Source organism: Micromonospora sp. SD19 (genome assembly GCF_054462275.1).
On sequence record NZ_JBTLMN010000004.1, the window covers coordinates 124729 to 141655 of the forward strand.

Annotated in this window: 13 protein-coding genes and 1 tRNA gene; 11 read left to right on the top strand and 3 right to left on the bottom strand. The window is 66.1% G+C overall.

All coding sequences use genetic code 11. From position 1 onward, the window contains the following. Positions 1-10 precede the first annotated feature (10 nt). The 7 genes from ACX27O_RS16140 to ACX27O_RS16170 all read left to right on the top strand — a co-directional run bounded on the left by ACX27O_RS16140 (position 11) and on the right by ACX27O_RS16170 (position 8236). Complete coding sequence (locus ACX27O_RS16140) at positions 11-571, top strand: NADH-quinone oxidoreductase subunit J family protein (protein WP_458939689.1); 561 nt, start codon at positions 11-13, stop codon at positions 569-571. After that, positions 568-930: an NADH-quinone oxidoreductase subunit NuoK gene (gene nuoK, locus ACX27O_RS16145; protein ID WP_030329821.1), complete on the top strand. Its 363-nt coding sequence runs from the start codon at positions 568-570 to the stop codon at positions 928-930. Before ACX27O_RS16140 ends, nuoK begins: the two co-directional genes overlap by 4 nt. Further along, complete coding sequence (locus ACX27O_RS16150; RefSeq protein WP_458939690.1) at positions 927-2858, top strand: NADH-quinone oxidoreductase subunit 5 family protein; 1932 nt, start codon at positions 927-929, stop codon at positions 2856-2858. The genes nuoK and ACX27O_RS16150 overlap by 4 nt, the downstream gene beginning before the upstream one ends. Further along, positions 2855-4363, top strand: coding sequence for a complex I subunit 4 family protein (locus tag ACX27O_RS16155; RefSeq protein ID WP_458939691.1), 1509 nt, complete (start codon positions 2855-2857; stop codon positions 4361-4363). The genes ACX27O_RS16150 and ACX27O_RS16155 overlap by 4 nt, the downstream gene beginning before the upstream one ends. Beyond that, positions 4360-5847 (top strand): NADH-quinone oxidoreductase subunit N, encoded by a 1488-nt coding sequence (locus ACX27O_RS16160; RefSeq protein WP_458939692.1) that lies wholly within the window; start codon positions 4360-4362, stop codon positions 5845-5847. Before ACX27O_RS16155 ends, ACX27O_RS16160 begins: the two co-directional genes overlap by 4 nt. A 116-nt stretch (positions 5848-5963) precedes the next feature. Continuing rightward, the gene (gene htpX, locus ACX27O_RS16165; protein WP_030329825.1) at positions 5964-6839 is read left to right on the top strand and encodes a zinc metalloprotease HtpX; all 876 of its coding nucleotides are present in this window, start codon (positions 5964-5966) and stop codon (positions 6837-6839) included. A gap of 137 nt (positions 6840-6976) precedes the next feature. Next, entirely contained in the window at positions 6977-8236 is a 1260-nt protein-coding gene (locus ACX27O_RS16170; RefSeq protein ID WP_030329826.1) for an MFS transporter, read from the top strand. 179 nt (positions 8237-8415) lie between these two features. Here the strand turns inward: ACX27O_RS16170 and ACX27O_RS16175 are convergent, their stop codons facing one another. Then, positions 8416-8910 carry a YajQ family cyclic di-GMP-binding protein gene (locus tag ACX27O_RS16175; RefSeq protein WP_030329827.1) on the bottom strand — a complete coding sequence of 165 codons (495 nt, stop codon included), beginning with the start codon at positions 8908-8910 and terminating at the stop codon, positions 8416-8418. Between the two features lie 147 nt (positions 8911-9057). On the opposite strand from ACX27O_RS16175, the gene ACX27O_RS16180 reads away from it, so the two are divergent. The 3 genes from ACX27O_RS16180 (at position 9058) to ACX27O_RS16190 (ending at position 11644) form a co-directional block, all read left to right on the top strand. Beyond that, positions 9058-9141: transfer RNA gene (locus tag ACX27O_RS16180), tRNA-Tyr, on the top strand. Positions 9142-9783: 642 nt separating this feature from the next. After that, a complete protein-coding gene (locus ACX27O_RS16185; protein WP_458939693.1) occupies positions 9784-10368 on the top strand; it encodes a GrpB family protein in 585 nt (194 codons plus the stop codon). Positions 10369-11020: 652 nt separating this feature from the next. Further along, the gene (locus ACX27O_RS16190; RefSeq protein ID WP_458939694.1) at positions 11021-11644 is read left to right on the top strand and encodes a hypothetical protein; all 624 of its coding nucleotides are present in this window, start codon (positions 11021-11023) and stop codon (positions 11642-11644) included. A 527-nt stretch (positions 11645-12171) separates the two neighbouring features. Here ACX27O_RS16190 and ACX27O_RS16195 read toward each other — a convergent pair. After that, on the bottom strand, positions 12172-12393 hold the full coding sequence (locus ACX27O_RS16195) for a hypothetical protein (protein ID WP_458939695.1): 222 nt from the start codon (positions 12391-12393) through the stop codon (positions 12172-12174). A gap of 324 nt (positions 12394-12717) precedes the next feature. Here ACX27O_RS16195 and ACX27O_RS16200 point away from each other — a divergent pair, with 324 nt between their 5' ends. Further along, positions 12718-14265: an RNA-directed DNA polymerase gene (locus ACX27O_RS16200; protein WP_458939696.1), complete on the top strand. Its 1548-nt coding sequence runs from the start codon at positions 12718-12720 to the stop codon at positions 14263-14265. A 235-nt stretch (positions 14266-14500) separates the two neighbouring features. Here the strand turns inward: ACX27O_RS16200 and ACX27O_RS16205 are convergent, their stop codons facing one another. Continuing rightward, a complete protein-coding gene (locus tag ACX27O_RS16205; RefSeq protein WP_458939697.1) occupies positions 14501-16792 on the bottom strand; it encodes an nSTAND3 domain-containing NTPase in 2292 nt (763 codons plus the stop codon). Between the last annotated feature and the right edge of the window lie 135 nt (positions 16793-16927).

Sequence of the window (16927 nt, forward strand, 5' to 3'; positions counted from 1 at the left end):
GGGCGGCCCGGTGACCGGCGCGGATGTGCTGCTGCTCGCCCTCGGTGCGGTGGCGGTCGGCGCCGGCGTGCTGGTGGTGACCACGAAACACCTCGTCCGGGCCGGGCTCTACCTGGTGGTGTGCCTGGGCGCGTTGGCCGGTGACTTCCTGGTGCTCAGCGCCGAGTTGGTGGCCTGGGTGCAGGTGCTGATCTATGTGGGCGCGGTGGTGGTCCTGCTGCTGTTCGCGGTGATGCTGACCCGGGCTCCGATCGGCGCCTCCGACGACCTGGACCGGCCCGGCTGGCCGGCCGCGCTGATCGGTGGCGGCGCCGGGCTGGGGCTGACCGTCCTGCTGGTCGACGCGTACCGCTGGAGCACCGTCACGCTGCCGCCCGCCGGCACCGCCGAGCGGCTGGGTGAGCAGATCTTCCAGTCCTGGGTGTTGCCGTTCGAGGTGCTCTCGGTGCTGCTGCTCTCCGCCCTGGTGGGCGCGATCGTGCTGTCCCGGCCGGACATCGGCCGCGCCGGCCCGCCCGGCGACGGCCGGGCAGCCGACCGGGTCGACAGCGAGCCCGGGGGGCGCCGGTGAGGCCGGTCATCCCGTACGTCACCGCCGCGCTGCTGTTCGGTCTCGGCGTGTACGGCGTGCTGCGTCGCCGCAACGCGGTGCTGGTGCTGATGTCCGTCGAGTTGATGCTCAACGCGGTCAACCTGATCCTGGTCACCGCGGACACCACCGCCCGCGCCGTGCTCCCACACTCGGGGCAGGTCTTCGCCCTGTTCGTCATCGTCCTCGCCGCCGCGGAGATCGGGGTGGGGCTGGCGATCGTCCTTCAGCTCTACCGGCTACGCGCGACCGTCGCCGTGGATGACGTGCCGTTGACCGAGCCGTCGCCGCCGGTCGGCGGGCGCGAGCCGGCCGTCCTGGATTCGGAGGCGGGCCGGTGAGCGGGCTGCTCGGGGCGCTGCTGCCCGCCGTACCGCTGGTCGCCGGGCTGCTCGGCCTGTTGCTGCCCGCGGCCTCCCGGCGCGAGAACGCGACCGGCGGCGACCGGGCCCGGGCGGCGGCCGTGACGCTCGGCGTGACCGGTGCGGCCGGCGCGTTGGCGCTGGCCGTCGCGCTGCTGCTCACCGTCGACCGGCCGACGGAGACGTCGGCCACCTGGGTCGACTTCGGCGGGCTGGCGGTGACTCTCGGCGTACGGCTGGACGGCGCCGCCGCGCTGGTCGCGGTGGCGGTCACCGCTGTCGCCCTGGCCGTGCAGGTCTACTCGATCGGCTACCTGCGGCGCGGCCCGCACGACGATGTTGACGTCGATCACCGCTATCCGCCCTACGCCGCCCAGATCAGCCTCTTCACCGGTGCCATGTTGCTGGTGGTGGTCGCCGGCGACCTGATCATGTTGTTGGTCGGCTGGGAGGTGATGGGCCTCTGCTCGTACCTGCTCATCGCCCACGACCGCCGACTGGCCGGCGCGCCCGCCGCCGCCATGAAGGCGTTCCTGGTGACCCGGGTGGGTGACGTCGGGTTCCTGCTCGGCATCGCGCTGCTGGGTGTGTCGACGGGCAGCTTCCGGATCGCCGACGTGCTCGCCCACGACCACTCCGGCGCGACGTTGACCGCCGCGGGCCTGCTGCTGCTCGCCGGTGTGGCCGGCAAGAGCGCGCAGTTCCCGCTGCACACCTGGCTGCCGGACGCGATGGCCGGTCCGACCCCGATCTCCGCGCTGATCCACGCCGCGACGATGGTCGCCGCCGGGGTGTACGCGGTGGCCCGGCTCTACCCGCTGTTCACGGCAGCGCCGGTGACGCTGACAGTGCTGGGGGTGCTCGGCGCGATCACGCTGCTGCTCGGCGCGCTCGCCGCCACCGCCCAGGACGACATCAAACGCGTGCTGGCCTGGTCGACAGTGTCCCAGTTGGGCTACATGACCGGGGCGCTGGCGGTCGGCTCACCGTCGGCCGCGTTGTTCCACCTGCTCACCCATGCCGCCTTCAAGGCGCTGCTGTTCCTCGCCGCCGGCGTCGTGATCCACGCCGTCGGCACCACCCTGATGTCGGAGATGGGCGGGCTGCGGCGCAGCATGCCGGTGACGTTCTGGTGCACTGTGGTGGGCCTGGGTGCGCTGGCCGGAGTGCCGCCGTTGGCCGGTTTCTGGAGCAAGGACGGCGTACTGACGGTCGCCGAGTCGGCGGCGTTGGAGGGCACCGGCCCGGTGCCGTCCTGGGTGGGCTGGATCGTCTGGGTCGCCGGGCTGGTCGGCGTTGTCGTCACCGCCTGGTACGCCGGTCGGCTGCTGCTGCGCGCCTTCTTCGGCACTGCGCGCCTGCCCCTGGTTCGGCCGCACGACCCGCCGGCGGTGCTGCGCTGGCCGGTGGTGCTGTTGGCCGTGCCAGCCGCGCTGCTCGGTCTGGCCGGGTTCGTCGGGGCGTTCGCCGACCGCCTGCGGTTCCCCACCGTCCCGGTGGCGGGTTCCGAGGACGGCCTGGTCCACCTCGGGTCGGGGGTGCTGCTGCCGCTCGCGTTCCTGCTACTCGGCGCCGGGCTGGTGACGCTGGGCTGGCGTCGTGACCGGGCGGCCGACCCGGCCGCCGCGCTGGGTCCGCTGCGGCCGGTCTTCGCCAGCGCGTTCCGGCTCGACGACGTCCAGCACACCCTTGTCGTACGCCCCGTGCGCGCGCTGGCCCGTGTCGTGCGCACCGGTGACGAGGTGCTGGTGGACGGTGCTGTCGAGGGCAGTGGCCGAGCCGCGTCGGGTCTGGGCGCGGGGCTGGCCGCGCTGCACCGCGCGGCGCTGCCCCGAGCCGCCGCCGGTGTGCTGGCCGGCGCGCTGCTCATCGGCCTGGCCGCCGCGGTCATTGGAGGAACCCGATGAGTGTCGGGCAGGGGTTGCTGGTCGCGGTGCTGGCGCTGCCGGCGCTGGGCGCGGTCGCGGTGGCGGCAACGCCCCGGGACCGGGCAGCCCGCCTGGTCGGCACGATCGCGGCGGCGTTGACCCTGCTGGCGGCGGTGCCGCTGGTGTTCGGCGGTCGAGGTTGGGTCGCCTGGTCGGCTGGCGCCCCGGCGGTGCGCCCGTGGCACCAACTGGATCTGCCGTGGGTGCCCGGTCTGGAGTTGCGCTTCCACCTCGGCGTCGACGGCATCTCCTGGCCGCTGGTGGTGTTGACGGCGCTGCTCACGCTGCTCTGCTGCGCGTACACGATGTGGCGGGTGCCCGGCGGCGGCAGCGGCCGGGCGTTGGTAGCGCTGCTGCTGGTGGTCGAGGTGGGCATCCTGGGCACCTTCCTCGCCCTGGACCTGGTGCTGTTCTTCCTCTTCTTCGAGGTCGTCCTGCTGCCGATGTACGCGATCATCGCTGGCTGGGGTGGCGCGGACCGGCGTCGGGCCGCCCGGAAGTTCGCCCTCTACACACTGTTCGGGTCGGTGCTGCTGCTGGTCGGCGTGTACGTCGTGGTCGCCGCCGCCGGCACCGCCGACCTGGTGATGCTGACCGGTGGGGCGGGGTTGTCCAGGGGCACCCAGTTGGCCGCGTTCACGCTGTTGGCGTTGGCTTTCGCGGTGAAGAGCCCGCTGTGGCCGCTGCACTCCTGGCTGCCCGACGCGCACACCCAGGCACCCACCGTGGGCAGTGTCGTGTTGGCCGGTGTGCTGCTCAAGATGGGCACGTACGGTCTGATCCGGGTCGCGGTCGGGGTGGCGCCGGAGGGTGCCCGCTGGGCGGCGCCGGTGCTCGGCGTGCTGGCCGTCGCCGCGATCCTGATCGGTTCGCTGGTCTGCCTGGCCCAGTCGGACGTGAAGCGGCTCATCGCGTACTCCAGCGTGGGGCACATGGGTTTCGTACTGCTCGGCGTCGCCACGCTGACCGCCACCGGCATCCAGGCGGCGTTGATCGGCAACGTCGCGCACGGCGTGATCACCGGCCTGCTGTTCTTCCTGGCCGGGGCGGTGAAGGACCGTACCGGCACGGGTGCGCTCGCGGAGCTGTCCGGGCTGCGGGAGACCGCGCCCCGGTTGGCGGGTCTGCTCGCGTTCGCGGCGATCGCGTCGCTGGGCCTGCCCGGGTTGGCCGGCTTCTGGGGTGAGGCGTTCGCGGTGGTCGCCGCACTGCAGGTGGGCGGCCCGCTCTGGACCACCCTCGGGGTGCTGGCGGCGATCGGGGGGGCGCTCACCGCCGCGTACTTCCTGCGGTTGCTGCGCCAGGTCACCCACAACCGACCGAGCCCCGCCGTCGGGCAGGTCGGCGCCGGCCTGGCCGGGGCGGAGTTGACCGCCTGGGTGCCGCTGGTGCTGCTCGCGTTGGCCATCGGGCTGGCGCCGACACTGGTCCTCGGTGTCGCCGAGGCCCCGGTCGACGCTCTCATCGGGGTGGTCAAGCCATGAACGTCGTGCAGAGCGTGGACAGCGTCGCGCTGCTTCCGGCCTACCTGGCCGCCGGCACGGCCGTGCTCGTCCTCATCACCGACCTGCTCGTGGCGCGGCCACGGGCCACCCTCGCGGTGGCAGCCCTCGGCGCGCTCGGCACCGCCGTCGCTTCCGCTCTGGTCGGGGCGGGTGCCGAGCGGCGCACGTTCTGCGTGGGCGCCGACTGCTCATGGATCTTCGGCGGTCGCGCGGCACTGGTCGGCGCGGTGGTCGCACTGCTGACGCTGGGTGTGCTCGGGCTGTCGGTGCCCGCGCTGCGGGCCGGGCGGTCACCGATCGGGGAGTACGCCTTCCTGCTGGCCTGCTCGATGACCGGCGGCGTGGTGCTCGGCGCGGCCGGTGACCTGATCACGCTGATCGTCGCCCTGGAGACGTTGACCCTGCCGCTGTACGTGCTGGTCGGCCTGCGTCGGGGGAGCCTCGCCAGCGCCGAGGCGGCGTTGACCTTCTTCGTGGTCAGCGTGGTGGCGACGACGCTGACCCTGCTCGGCGCGGCGCTGCTGTACGCGGTGACCGGCGGGCTGCACCTGGACCGGCTCGGCGGTTTGCTCGCCGAGCAGCCTGAGCTGCGGGACCTGCCGTTGACCAGCGCCGCGGTGGCGGTGCTGCTGGTCGGGTTGGCGTTCAAGGTGGCGGCGGTGCCGTTCCACGCCTGGGCGCCGGCCACCTACGACGGCGCGCCGCTGCCGGTGGCCGCGTACCTGTCCACCGCGTCGAAGCTGGGCGGCCTGATCGCCCTGCTCGCCGTGGTGCAGCGGGCGTTGCCCGCCGACCAGACCGGCCCGGTGCTCGCGGTGCTCGCGGTGCTCACCATGACCGTGGGCAACCTGGTGGCGCTGCGTCAGCGGCGGACCGTCCGGCTGCTCGCCTGGTCGTCAGTCGCGCAGGCCGGCTACATCCTCGCCCCGCTGGGAGCGTTGGCGTTGGCCGCCGGGCGCACCGACGAGGCGCGGTCCGCCGCGTACGCGGCCGCCGTGGCGTACGCCGTCTTCTTCGTGGTGTTGGAGCTTGCCGCCTTCGCCGGGTTGACGGCCCTGCGGCCGGCGGGCGCGGACGGCGGCACGGTGGACGACCTGCGCGGCGCGGCCCGCCGGCATCCGTGGCGGGCTGCGGCGTTCGGTCTCGCGCTGGTGGGTCTGGCCGGTCTGCCGCCGGGGCTGGCCGGCCTGTTCGCGAAGGTGACAGTGGTCCGGGCGCTGTTGGACGGTGGCGCGGCGTGGCTGGCGCTGGTGGTGGCGCTGAACGCCGTGATCGGCCTCGCCTACTACCTGCGGGTGACCGCCGCGCTGTGGGCACCGACGCCCCTCGCCGCCCCGAACGTCGGGGGCGCTGCGGCCGTACCCGTGGTGGGTGTGGTGGCGGTGGTGCTGGCGGTGGCGACGGTGGCCGCCGTGGTGCTGGGTGTCGCCCCGCAACTGGTGCTCGACCTGGCCGGCCGTTGACCTGACCTGCGACTTCGGTCTCAGTGAACTCTCAGCGTTGTAACGGATGGTTGGTGGGTACCGGGTTGTTACACCGGTCAGCGGATCCCGGCGATCCGTGCACCGAAGGAGACATCGTGCACCACAACCGTCTGAAGACCGCAGCGCTGCTTGGCCTGCTCAGCGCCCTGATCCTGGCGGTGGGCTACTGGTTCGGCGGCAGCGGCGGCCTGGTCATCGCCGTCCTCGTGTCTCTGGTCATGAACGGCGTCACCTACTTCTACTCCGACAAGCTCGCGCTGCGCTCGATGGGGGCGCAACCGGTCACCGAGGCGCAGTTCCCCGAGCTGTACCGGATGGTCCGGGAGTTGGCCGCCGACGCCCGGCAGCCGATGCCGCGCCTCTACGTCAGCCCGACCGCGCAGCCCAACGCTTTCGCCACCGGTCGTAACCCGCAGCACGCGGCCGTCTGCGTGACCCAGGGCATCACCGAGATCCTCGACTACCGCGAACTGCGCGGTGTGATCGGGCACGAGCTGTCCCACGTCTACAACCGGGACATCCTGATCTCCAGCGTGGCGGCCGGCCTGGCCAGCATCATCACCCTGCTGGCGAACCTCGCCTTCTTCATCCCGCTGGGCGGCGGGGACGACGAGGACCGCCCGAACCCGGCTGTGTTGCTGCTCACTCTGATCCTGGGCCCGATCGCCGCCACGGTGATCCAACTGGCGATCAGCCGGAGCCGCGAGTTCCAGGCGGACGCCTCGGGCGCCGAGTTGAGCCGCGACCCGCTGGCCCTGGCCAGCGCGCTGCGCAAGATCGACGCGGTTGCCCGACGCCGGCCGTTGCCGGCCCAGGGCCAGCTCACCAGCACCGCCCACCTCATGATCGCCAACCCGTTCCGGGGTGGCGGCATGGCCGCGCTCTTCTCCACGCACCCGAAGATGGAGGACCGCGTGGCCCGGCTGGAGCAGATGGCCCGCAACTCGGGGCCGGTCCAGTTCCAGCGCTGACCCGCTGATCGACCGCCTCCGCCCGTACCCGGCCACGCCGGGTACGGGCGGACTGCTGTATTTCCGTTGTCTACCCGCCCGGCGGTGGCGTTAGGGTCATAACGGCTCACGCTCATTACACCCTCGGGAGGTTCACGGTGACCGCGCTGCGTCAGTACCTGGGTGTCTGGCGGATCCCCGGGGCGCCCATGCTGTTGGTCACCGGCATCATCGGGCGGCTCGGAATCGGTATGACCCCCCTGGCGCTGCTCCTGGTGGTCGAACAGGTGACCGGGCGCTACTCGCTGGCCGCCATCGCGGGCGGCATCTACGCCCTCGCCGGTGCCGCGCTCAGCCCGATAGCCGGACGGGTCGCCGACCGGGTCGGCCCCACCCCCGTCCTGCTGCTCACCGCCGTCGCCCACCCGCTGGCGCTCATCGGGTTGCTGCTGGCCAGCCGCTCCGGCGACGACGCTCTCCCCGTCATCTACCTCGCCGCAGGCGTGGCCGGCGCCACCTACCCGCCACTCACCGCCGCCATTCGAGGCGCCTGGAACGACCTGACCAGCCCGAACTCCGGCCGTTCCCACCTGCGCAACACGGCAATGGCCGCCGAGACCACCCTCTTCGAGATCGTCTTCGTCCTCGGCCCACTGCTCGTCGCCGGCTTCGTCCTCGTCGCCGACGCGTCAGCCGCGCTGATCGGTGCGGCGGTGGTCACCCTGTTCGGCACGACCGCCGTGGCCCTCGGCCGGGTCATGCGCGGCTGGCGCCCGCACCCGCGCGAACACCACGCCCGCGGGCTCGGCCCGCTGCGGGTCCCCGGCTTCCCGGCCCTGCTGATCTGCGTGGCCGGCCTGGGCATCGCGTTCGGGGCCGCCGGGGTGATCGTGCCGGCGTTCGCGAGCGACCACGCCACCGACGACCCGGAGAGCCTCGCCGGTGTGCTCCTCGCGGTCTGGGGGATCGGCAGCGCCCTCGGCGGGCTCTGGTTCGGCGTCCGGCGGCCAGCACCGAACATGACCCGGCAGTTCGCCTTCCTGCTCGCCGCGCTGGCCGCCACCTTCGCCGTGTTCGCGGTGATGCCCACCCCGCTGGCGTTGGGTGTCGCCCTGGTCGCCGGCGGGGCCACCATCGCGCCCGCCTTGACCCTGGAGAACACCCTGGTCGGCCGGATCGCCCCGACCGGCATGCTGAACGAGGCGTACACCTGGGTGGTCACCGTCGCGGTGGCGTCCAGCGCGGCCGGCGGCTCGGTGGCCGGCGTGATCGTGGACCACGCCGGCGGCGTCCGCTGGGCGTTCCTGTTCGCCGGGGCGGCGGTCGCCGTCGGTGCCGTGGTCGCCGCACTGCCCGCCGGGCCCATCGCCCGCGCGGAAACCACAGCGGTACGCACCGAACAGCCCGTCCCCGCCTGACTACGTGCGTACCTAGCGGGCGTCTCGGTCGGCCCGTGCTGTGGTCGGATCGTGCTTGATCGACTCAGGTTTCTGAATGTCGCGGTGACCCAGTCGCTTGGATGCCCCGACTTTCAGGAACCCGAGTCGATCTCACCCGGATGCGCTGCGTCCCCAGGTCGGCTCGCCGTGGACAGCCGTCAGCGGTAGTTGTTGAACTGAAGGGCCACGCCGAAATCCTCGCCCTTCAACAGCGAGATGACGGCCTGCAGGTCGTCGCGCTTCTTGCCGGTCACCCGCAGTTGGTCGCCCTGGATCTGCGCCTGCACGCCCTTGGGACCCTCGTCGCGGATCTTCTTGCTGATGGCCTTGGCCTTGTCCGCCTCAATGCCCTGGATCACCTTGCAGTCGATCTTGAAGATCTTGCCCGACGGGCGCGGCTCCCCAGCATCCAGCGACTTCAGCGAGATGTTCCGCTTGACGAGCTTCTCCTTGAACACGTCCAGCGCGGCGCGGACACGCTCCTCGGTCTCCGCCTGAAGACCGATCGCCTCCTCGCCCGACCAGGAGATCTCAGCGCCGGTGCCGCGGAAGTCGAACCGCGTCGCAAGCTCCTTCTCCGCCTGCCGAAGGGCGTTGTCGACCTCCTGACGGTCAACCTTGCTCACGATGTCGAACGACGGGTTCGCTGCCATGTTTCTGCTCCTGCTGTCCGGCGGTCTGGGCCTGCCGTCGGCCGCCGACCAGCGGCACGACCCCCTGACGGTACCCGGTTGCGTCGGTGCCGGGGGGAGCCGCTATTCTTGCTTCCGCCGCCGCGTTGCGACGCGGTGGGGTGCCCTGGCGGGTTGCCCGAGCGGCCAATGGGAGCGGACTGTAAATCCGTCGCGAAAGCTTCAGAGGTTCGAATCCTCTACCCGCCACCAGGTGCAGACACGGCCCCTGACCAGCAGAGATGCTGATCAGGGGCCGTTGTCGTTGATCTAGCTGAGTCTGGCTGAGTCCAGTCGTTGACGACTGGTTGTGGGCAGATGGTGGGCAGGTCGATCTTGCCCCTCAGGGCTCTCCTGGGGCTGCGGACGCTCATGCTCTAGTGATTTGCCGGCCTGACATGGGCCGCGCCTGGAGCGACCGGCTGAGGGCTGCTTGTCGGGCTCTGCCGCTGCGGGAGTTGGGCCGGGGGCAAGTCAGTCCCGGGGTTGGACTGGCGCGGCAGTCGGAAGCCCTAGCTCTCGATTAGGTCGACCTGCCGGCTTCCGTACCGCTTGGCCGTGGTCGTGCTGCTTCTTATGTCGGAGAAGTTCGGGGCGGCGGTCCGGCGGTAGTCGGTGGCTCTCCGCCCCGGCGCCGGAGGCGGCCGGGGCGGCTTGCCGCCGGCCGGCTCACCGCCCGCGCCGTGCGGAGCGCGGCGCCTTGATCCAGAACAGAAGAAATCGGCAGCACCTGGAATCAATCACACTGTCCCGTCACGGGACATGCTTGACAGTCGAGTCCCACCAGATGCTTGACATGATCGTCGGCTTACTGCTGGAACTGCGGCGAGACCGCTGCCCTGACAGAGTGATCCCATGCCGGACAGCGATAGCGATTCGAGCGACGTTAACGCCCCCATTCACATTGAGCCCTACGACGTCGCATGGCCCGAGCGGTTCGTCGAGGAGGCCAGCGTGATCGGCCAAACCATCGATCCCTGGATCACTGGCGGCATCCACCATGTCGGCAGCACGGCAGTGCCCGGGCTCGCCGCCAAGCCGGTCATCGACATCATGGTTGGCGTCGCGGATCTGGAGTCGTCGCGCCCCTGCATCGAGCTGCTGGAGCCACTGAGCTACGGCTACTGGCCCTATCTCGCTGAGGTCATGCACTGGTTCTGCAAGCCACGCCCCAGCCACCGGACCCACCACCTGCACCTGGTACCGACCGGCTCGCCGCGTTACGTCAACGTCTTGGCCTTCCGGGACTACCTACGAGCCCACCCCGACGCCCGTGCCGACTACGAAGCCCTCAAGCGAGACTTGGCAGACCGGTATCCGAACGACCGTGAGGCTTACACCGAGGGCAAGACTGACCTGATCGGGAAGCTGACCGAAGCGGCTGGGGCGTGGGCCACAACCAGAGAAACGAAGATCAGCAAGCCCAGCAGCACAACGTAACCACCGGTCCCGGTCCACCTCGTCAATCGGTGCGTCTTCTAGACCCAGCGTCAAGCATGTGGTGGGACGGATTCGTCAAGCATGTGGTGGGACTCGACACTGGAATCAATCACACTGGAATCAATCGGAGCCAGTACCAATGATGTCCAGGTCGTCGCTCCACGGCGCGGCGACGGCCAGACGGTCCGGGACGTGACCCCTGGATTGTAGGTTCTAGGCACTTCGTCCGGCAGCGTCGGTGCATATCCGCGACCTCGGGCGGCTGTTCGCGTCCGGCCGCCGACGGCTGTCCCCGTGCCTGGCGGTTGCTGTCATCGTTGCTGTCTACAGCCACCTGCCACCTGCCACCCGCCGCACTCGTCCGGAGCGGCCGTATTCGGCGATTTCGGCTTTAAGATGACCCAACCGGGTCGCGCTCGGGCATCCTGGCCTTGCCTCTCCCTCCTGAGCCGGTGTGCCGGGCGTGCTCGTCTTGCGGCTGGTTAGGGTTGTGCGAGGTCAACACGGCCGAACGGTGGAGCGTCAGCCTGAGGTGTCCCGGCTGACAGCGTCAACTGCGCCGCGGCTCTACCTGTCGCCGCATACCGGCCATCCCTGTTCCTCGAACGTCCGCGCGACCTAGTCCTTGATAGTCGTTGGTATGTTTGCCGCCATGGAAGCGCAGGATGTGGTTTCTCTAGCCGCCACATTAGGCGGCACAGCCGTCGGTATCGCGGGCGTCTTAGCGACATTCTCTGCTGCCCGCAGGCAACAAGAAGTTGCTCTAACGATTGCTCGTGAGCAGGCCGAACGCCAAGAAAGGGCTGCTCAGAAGGAGCGTCAACAACGGCACCTTGAGTCCGCCTACAGCGCTCTTGCGAGTTGGTTGGCAGAGTGCGAGGCGGAAATACAACGACTAAACAACGTGCTGTGGCAGGACGGCACCGAGAATGATCCAACAGCGATAGTTAAGAATGAAGCTTCCTTCGGTCGTCCTGCACCGGTATTTCGAGATTCCCACATGTGGACCGCAGTCACTTGGGGCAAGATGGCGGAATTCCTTAAGGTGAGTAATTCCTTCTGGGCTGGTTGCTACAAACTGCATCTTGCCAAACGCAACTGCGAAGCCAACGAGGCTATAGAGGCCAAGGTCAAGATTTATGACGAGATGAGAGATCTCGCCGGCATAATCGGCGAACTATATGACGTTATTGACCAAGTGAGGGCAACGCTGCGCGCCGACCTGCTCGACCCATCACTTCTCACCCTTGGAGAATTGGATCAGGAAGACCGATGATGGCCTAGTGATCATGGTGCCTGGACACAGCGAGCAGCCTCAGACCTTGAAGCGGAACTTAGAGCTGCTATCCCACCACCAGCGGGATCGGTGTGCGGCACCTGCTGGCACGGTTCCTCGGCTGCCATCGTTGGTCGTTGCTCGACGACGTTTGACGGTGAGTTGTGCCCGTGTGTGTCCTGGGCACCCTCACCGGTGGCGGGGATCGATGGGCTCAGACCAGTGCTGATGCCGCCAGGTTGGTAGCAAGACCACCGAGGACACACGTAGCAGAGCTAACGAACAACTTCATTGAGATCACCTTGCCTTCCCCGTCCGGTTCCGCCAGAACTGCGGTCGAGATCAGAGTGAGGATGAAGGCGGCCACCATGAAGAGCAGCACTGGAACCAGGACCAGCCCTGGTCTCAGCCCATCGAGCTGCCAGCCATGGTAGCCCCTTGCTCGCAAGAAACTCGGCGCGGTGCTTCAGCTCGTCCATCGTCAGCGTTGTTGTCGACGGTAGCGACCGTTGCGGCGGCATCCGTCGCTACGACTCGCTGACTTCCTCACGACTGCTGCCCAGCACGCAGCCGTCAAGGTCCGACCGCGCCTTCTGAACTCCCAGCAGCGATCCGTCAGGCAGGGTGACGGCGATGACCGGTACATACTCGCGGCCGTCGGGTTCCCATCCGATCACCCGGCCGACCTCGCGCTCAGAGCCTTCCTCGGCTGGCTGGGACAGCCACAACTCATAGCCTTGAGGGACCATCGGGGCAACATATCCCGCCAGGCCATGCCTCTAGGTCTTCTGTCAGCTACCCGATCCGCCGGGGCCGCTGAATCCGGTGTACAGGTCGACTCGTCCTTCGCCCACCAGGCCAGCCGCCTTCGCATGGGGTGACCTGCCGTTTCATTGGGTGCTGCCGGTCTCCGTTGGTCATCGTCGGTCGGCGTTTGACGGCCCCGTCACGGCCCAGACGGCCCCGCGATGGCCCAGACGGCAGCTCAACCGGCCCAATAGTGGCTAGCCAACGTCGGGTCGACTCGGCGAAGATTGGGACTCTCGCGCCCAAATTGAGAAGGTAGGTGCGCCGTGTCTTGGGCCTCATCATTGGACCTGAACAGGGCTCTGGCCGCGTGCCACTATGACCTGGTCGGCGACTGGTTCCGTGATCCATGGGGCTGGCCCGAGCTGGACTGGGTGGTCTCAACTCGGCGTGACTTGATCGAGGCACGCATCGAGAGCACGGATGTGAGGACCATCTCCAAGATCGATGTGCCGAAGGAGAACTTCGGCATCCGGCCGGCGATGGTGATGGACCCGCTAGATCGACTCGCCTATCAGGCGCTTGTAGGCCACCTCAGCCAGCCCCTGATCGGCGGGATGCATCGCAACGCATACGGGTGGCGCCTCCCTGTGAAGGGCATGACTCCGGGGGTGTATTCCCCCAATGACAGGCAGTGGGAGAATTACCGTTCGTACTTGTCGCACCTAGCCGGAGAGTTCGATGTAGCGCTCAAGACTGACATCGTTTCTTGCTTTGCAAGTATCCCAACCGACCGGCTGATCGAAGAGATCGAAGACAAAATCACTCGGGCAAGCGCTCGACCCATAGTTGATCACCTTGTTCCTCGTCTAAAAAATTGGAGCAGGGTCTCCGGCCGAAGCGGCATTCCTCAACGCTTTCAGGCGTCAGCTGTACTTGCTAATCTATATCTTTCGCAGTTGGACGCGGTTCTTGATCACCATTCATCCGACGTCGATTACGGTTCAGGTACGCGGCGTAGCTTCGTGCGATGGATGGACGATGTGTGGCTCTTCGGTGGCGATGCAGGCGACCTCCGCCGTGCCCAAGTTGAAATCAATAGTGCGCTCAATGATCTCGGCCTCCACATGAACTCCGGAAAGACGGAACTGCTTGAGGGGGATCAGGTTGCTGTCAGTGCGCGCGAGGTAGAGCACAGCGCAATCGACGAGGAACTCTCGTTTGGGAAGGTCCTCTTCAGAAGGAAGCTCGTTACCAAGCGGCTTGATGAACTAGTGGAGCGGCTAGTTGATGCCAAAGAAACCGCAAGCCGCACTTCTCTCAAGTTCGCCACCACCCGGATGCGCACTTACAAGCACTTTGTAAAGGTCGATAGCTTCATCGAAGTGGCCATGCGAATGCCGCAAGCTGCTGATTCGCTAGCGCGGCTTTTTCGGGATGCGAAAAAGACCGGCGACATGGAGGACTGGTACATCGATTATCTCGGAAAGCCCTGGTCCAAGGTCGAGTGGGCGGCGGCCCAACTTGGGACCATGTTCCCGTCGCGCGGCAAAGTTGGTCGCCCCATTCAGGAGGAGTTTGCGTCCATCCTCTCCCGAGGTGGATCCTCGCTACCCATGACCGCAGTCGCTTCCCAGCGTCTTGCGAAGTGGAACCCCAAGGTAGCCCAGGTCGTGATCGCTGAGGCTGTCAAACGGGCTGAGAACCCGCTCCACAGGCGCGTTCTTGCCCTTGCAGGTCTAGAAGCCGGATGTTCCCGTACTACTGTTACTAAGTGGCTGAGTGAGTTCCCTGAAAATGCGGTTACCCTAGAATTGCTACGGGATCGATCATTCAACAAGCTTCCCTTGAAGCCGGACTTTACTGGCAGCTAACGTTTGTACAAACACGCCTGACTGCTGATCTCTTGCATGATTGCTGGAGGTGTTGCATGGAGCCTCGTCGAGGGTTCACTGACCTGGGGCGGACTACTGGTCCGAGCGGCAAGGTCGTGGCCCTGGTGGTGCAATAGGGCAAGCCGCAGTGGCGGAAACCCGCCTCCGCCATGAACGCGTCATACCCCTACCCGACCCAGGGAAGAGGGGATGTGAAATCGTCACCATTCGAGATCTACGACAGTTCACGAAACATGCCTTCGATCACGATGCGGTCCTTAGCCGATACTCGGGTCTCACCGGAGGAGGGCCAATATCCAGCGCCAGAGGTTGGTTGGGAGCCGAACTGCTCCCTCTCGGCGTAATACTCCTCGATCGAGGTCCGAGAGGATTCGACGGTTGCGGCCAATTCAGGCCATACGTAGAGCCTCCTGGCCGCATCCTCCACTGCATCAACCCACTGATAATCAGTGTCTCTATCCCTCTCATTGCCAGACAGATTCTCTAATTCCTGTCTTAGTCCAGCGACGACGTAATCGCGAAAGGCCGAGTACGCATCGAAACCGCCTTCTAGCGTAGACTGGTGTTTATTGAAAAAGTCCTCGAACTCGCCTACATCGTCAATCGAATACAGAAGAGATCCCCAGTTATCAAAAGCCCACCTAAGCTCTTCGCTGTACGGAGACTTGCTAGGGTTTTCTAGGTGTCGAGCCATTATTGCAACGTTAAACAATTGCCAGTCGTCCGGGTCCATGTAGCCTGACGCTTCGCCCCTTAAACGCTCAAGAAGCACTGCGACCATGGGGTCGAATGACGACCTCACGAGATGGTACGCCGGTTGCATCATGCCGAGGAGCGGCCTGACAACTTCCTGATAATTCCGGCGCGCTTGTTCTTTTTCGGGAACACCGTCTCGCCCATTTTCGTCGATCAAGCCGAAGACAACCTGCGTAACGTTGTCCTGATTGCCAAGGACTGCACGGGCGCAGTTGGGATACTTGAATTCACCGCCCACCCCTGACGATGCATATTCCAGCAGCACCTTGACCTGCCCCAAGTGCTTCGAACTAGATATCAGATTCAGGAAGTAGTCCGATTCTTCGTTCAGGAAGGCGAGAACAAAGTCTCGTACGCTCGGATTCGCGTACGAAACTATCGCCCCTCCACTTGGTGACTGCCTAATCTGAATGAACGTTCCTTCCAGCACTCGAAGGGCGTTCGAGTACTCGGCCGCCCTGGCTTCCTTCCGCACCAGCTCTTTGAGCTTCTCGGACCGGACGCCACCAACCGGGAATGAAGCGAGAGCAAGTACCACTCGCTGAGCGAGGTCGGAAAGTGAGGTGTTGAAGATTATTCCCCAGAGATCCAGGGGATGTTCGAGGGTGTGATTCAGCGCGTCCTTGAGTTCGTCCGCCGACGAGTAAAAGCGCTTGATCACCAGCTCGACGATTCGAGGCGAGAAGTTTTTGTGCTGGACAACGTTCCAGTAAAACGACCCAGATGAGTAATCCCTGACCACGTCCCGCGTGAGCGTTGAGAAGTAGAGATGGTTGTATAGCATCCGGGCTCGCTGAACTGGCCCGTAGTCTGCAATCTGGACCACGCATTCGAGCACCCTAAAGTCAGTTCGAGCAATAGGCTCGCTAATGAGGGCCGTCTGCTTGAGGATCTGCGATCTGGTTGTCATGACAAGCCGCTTATTCGGCGTACGCGCAACGCGATCCATAAAACGGACGAGCCAGCTATCCTTTCGGGCACGCCGCTCGCTAACGTCTGTCTGTCCGAGGAAATCGTCGTAGAGGAAAACCTGCTTCCTCTGCGGTTTATATGCCTCCCACGCCTCGTCGACGTCGGCTTCGATGGGAACTATCTGCCAGTCCTCATACCAGTGCGCAAGCGCCAGCATTTCAGCGAGCATACTTTTCCCGACCCCTGGTGGTCCAGTCAGCACCACAAGGTGTCTTTCCTTAAGTACCTGGCTAGCCTTCTCGAAGCTGCTGGTTCGAACGTACAGCTTGACTCGGTCCCTGATATCTTCAAGCAGTGCTTCGCTCCGTTCCCAGATGCCACTATGGACAATTCGCTCTAAGACAGTAGTCGAGGCCAGCCATAGTTTGAAGTGTTGCAGCTCAACTGTCGGGTGTTTCGCGAGAAGCTCGTTTATATCAATGCGAGTTAGCAAGTCGGCAGTATTGGAGAGCCAGGGCGTAATGTCAGATGCGAGAGTATCTTTTTGAGTCCGATTGAGATCTTGGGATGTAACGAAGAGGTAGCGGTCGGGTTTTTCTTTGTTCATCTTCGGCACTTCTCGCCGTGCCGACGAGCGCAGATCTGAAAAGGTAGAGCCCAGATAATGCTTGCATTGGACAACCACCTTTCCGCTCTGAGTTGAGGCTCTTAGGTCTACGCCGCCGTCACGACCATGCCCGAAGGCCTCTAGACGCCATCGATACTCGGCGGCCAGCAGGTCCCGGATTAATAGCTCGAAGTCACTGGGCGAGAGGGTGCGGAAGTCGTAGTCAGCCAAGTGTCCTGCTCCAACAGTATGAGTTGGACACTAGCTTGCACCCTGACCGCGATGAGCTTCAACAGTGCGGAGTCCGATCGACGATAAGTCCGGCGAGTCGCGCGGCGCGGTGGTCTAAGGGTCGTCCTGAACCAA

Coding starts and splice junctions, on each gene's coding strand:
- ACX27O_RS16155 (WP_458939691.1), top strand. CDS start 2,855: ATGAGTGTCGGGCAGGGGTTGCTGGTCGCGGTGCTGGCGCTGCCGGCG.
- ACX27O_RS16160 (WP_458939692.1), top strand. CDS start 4,360: ATGAACGTCGTGCAGAGCGTGGACAGCGTCGCGCTGCTTCCGGCCTAC.
- ACX27O_RS16175 (WP_030329827.1), bottom strand. CDS start 8,910: ATGGCAGCGAACCCGTCGTTCGACATCGTGAGCAAGGTTGACCGTCAG.
- ACX27O_RS16185 (WP_458939693.1), top strand. CDS start 9,784: ATGCCGGACAGCGATAGCGATTCGAGCGACGTTAACGCCCCCATTCAC.
- ACX27O_RS16190 (WP_458939694.1), top strand. CDS start 11,021: ATGGAAGCGCAGGATGTGGTTTCTCTAGCCGCCACATTAGGCGGCACA.
- ACX27O_RS16195 (WP_458939695.1), bottom strand. CDS start 12,393: ATGGTCCCTCAAGGCTATGAGTTGTGGCTGTCCCAGCCAGCCGAGGAA.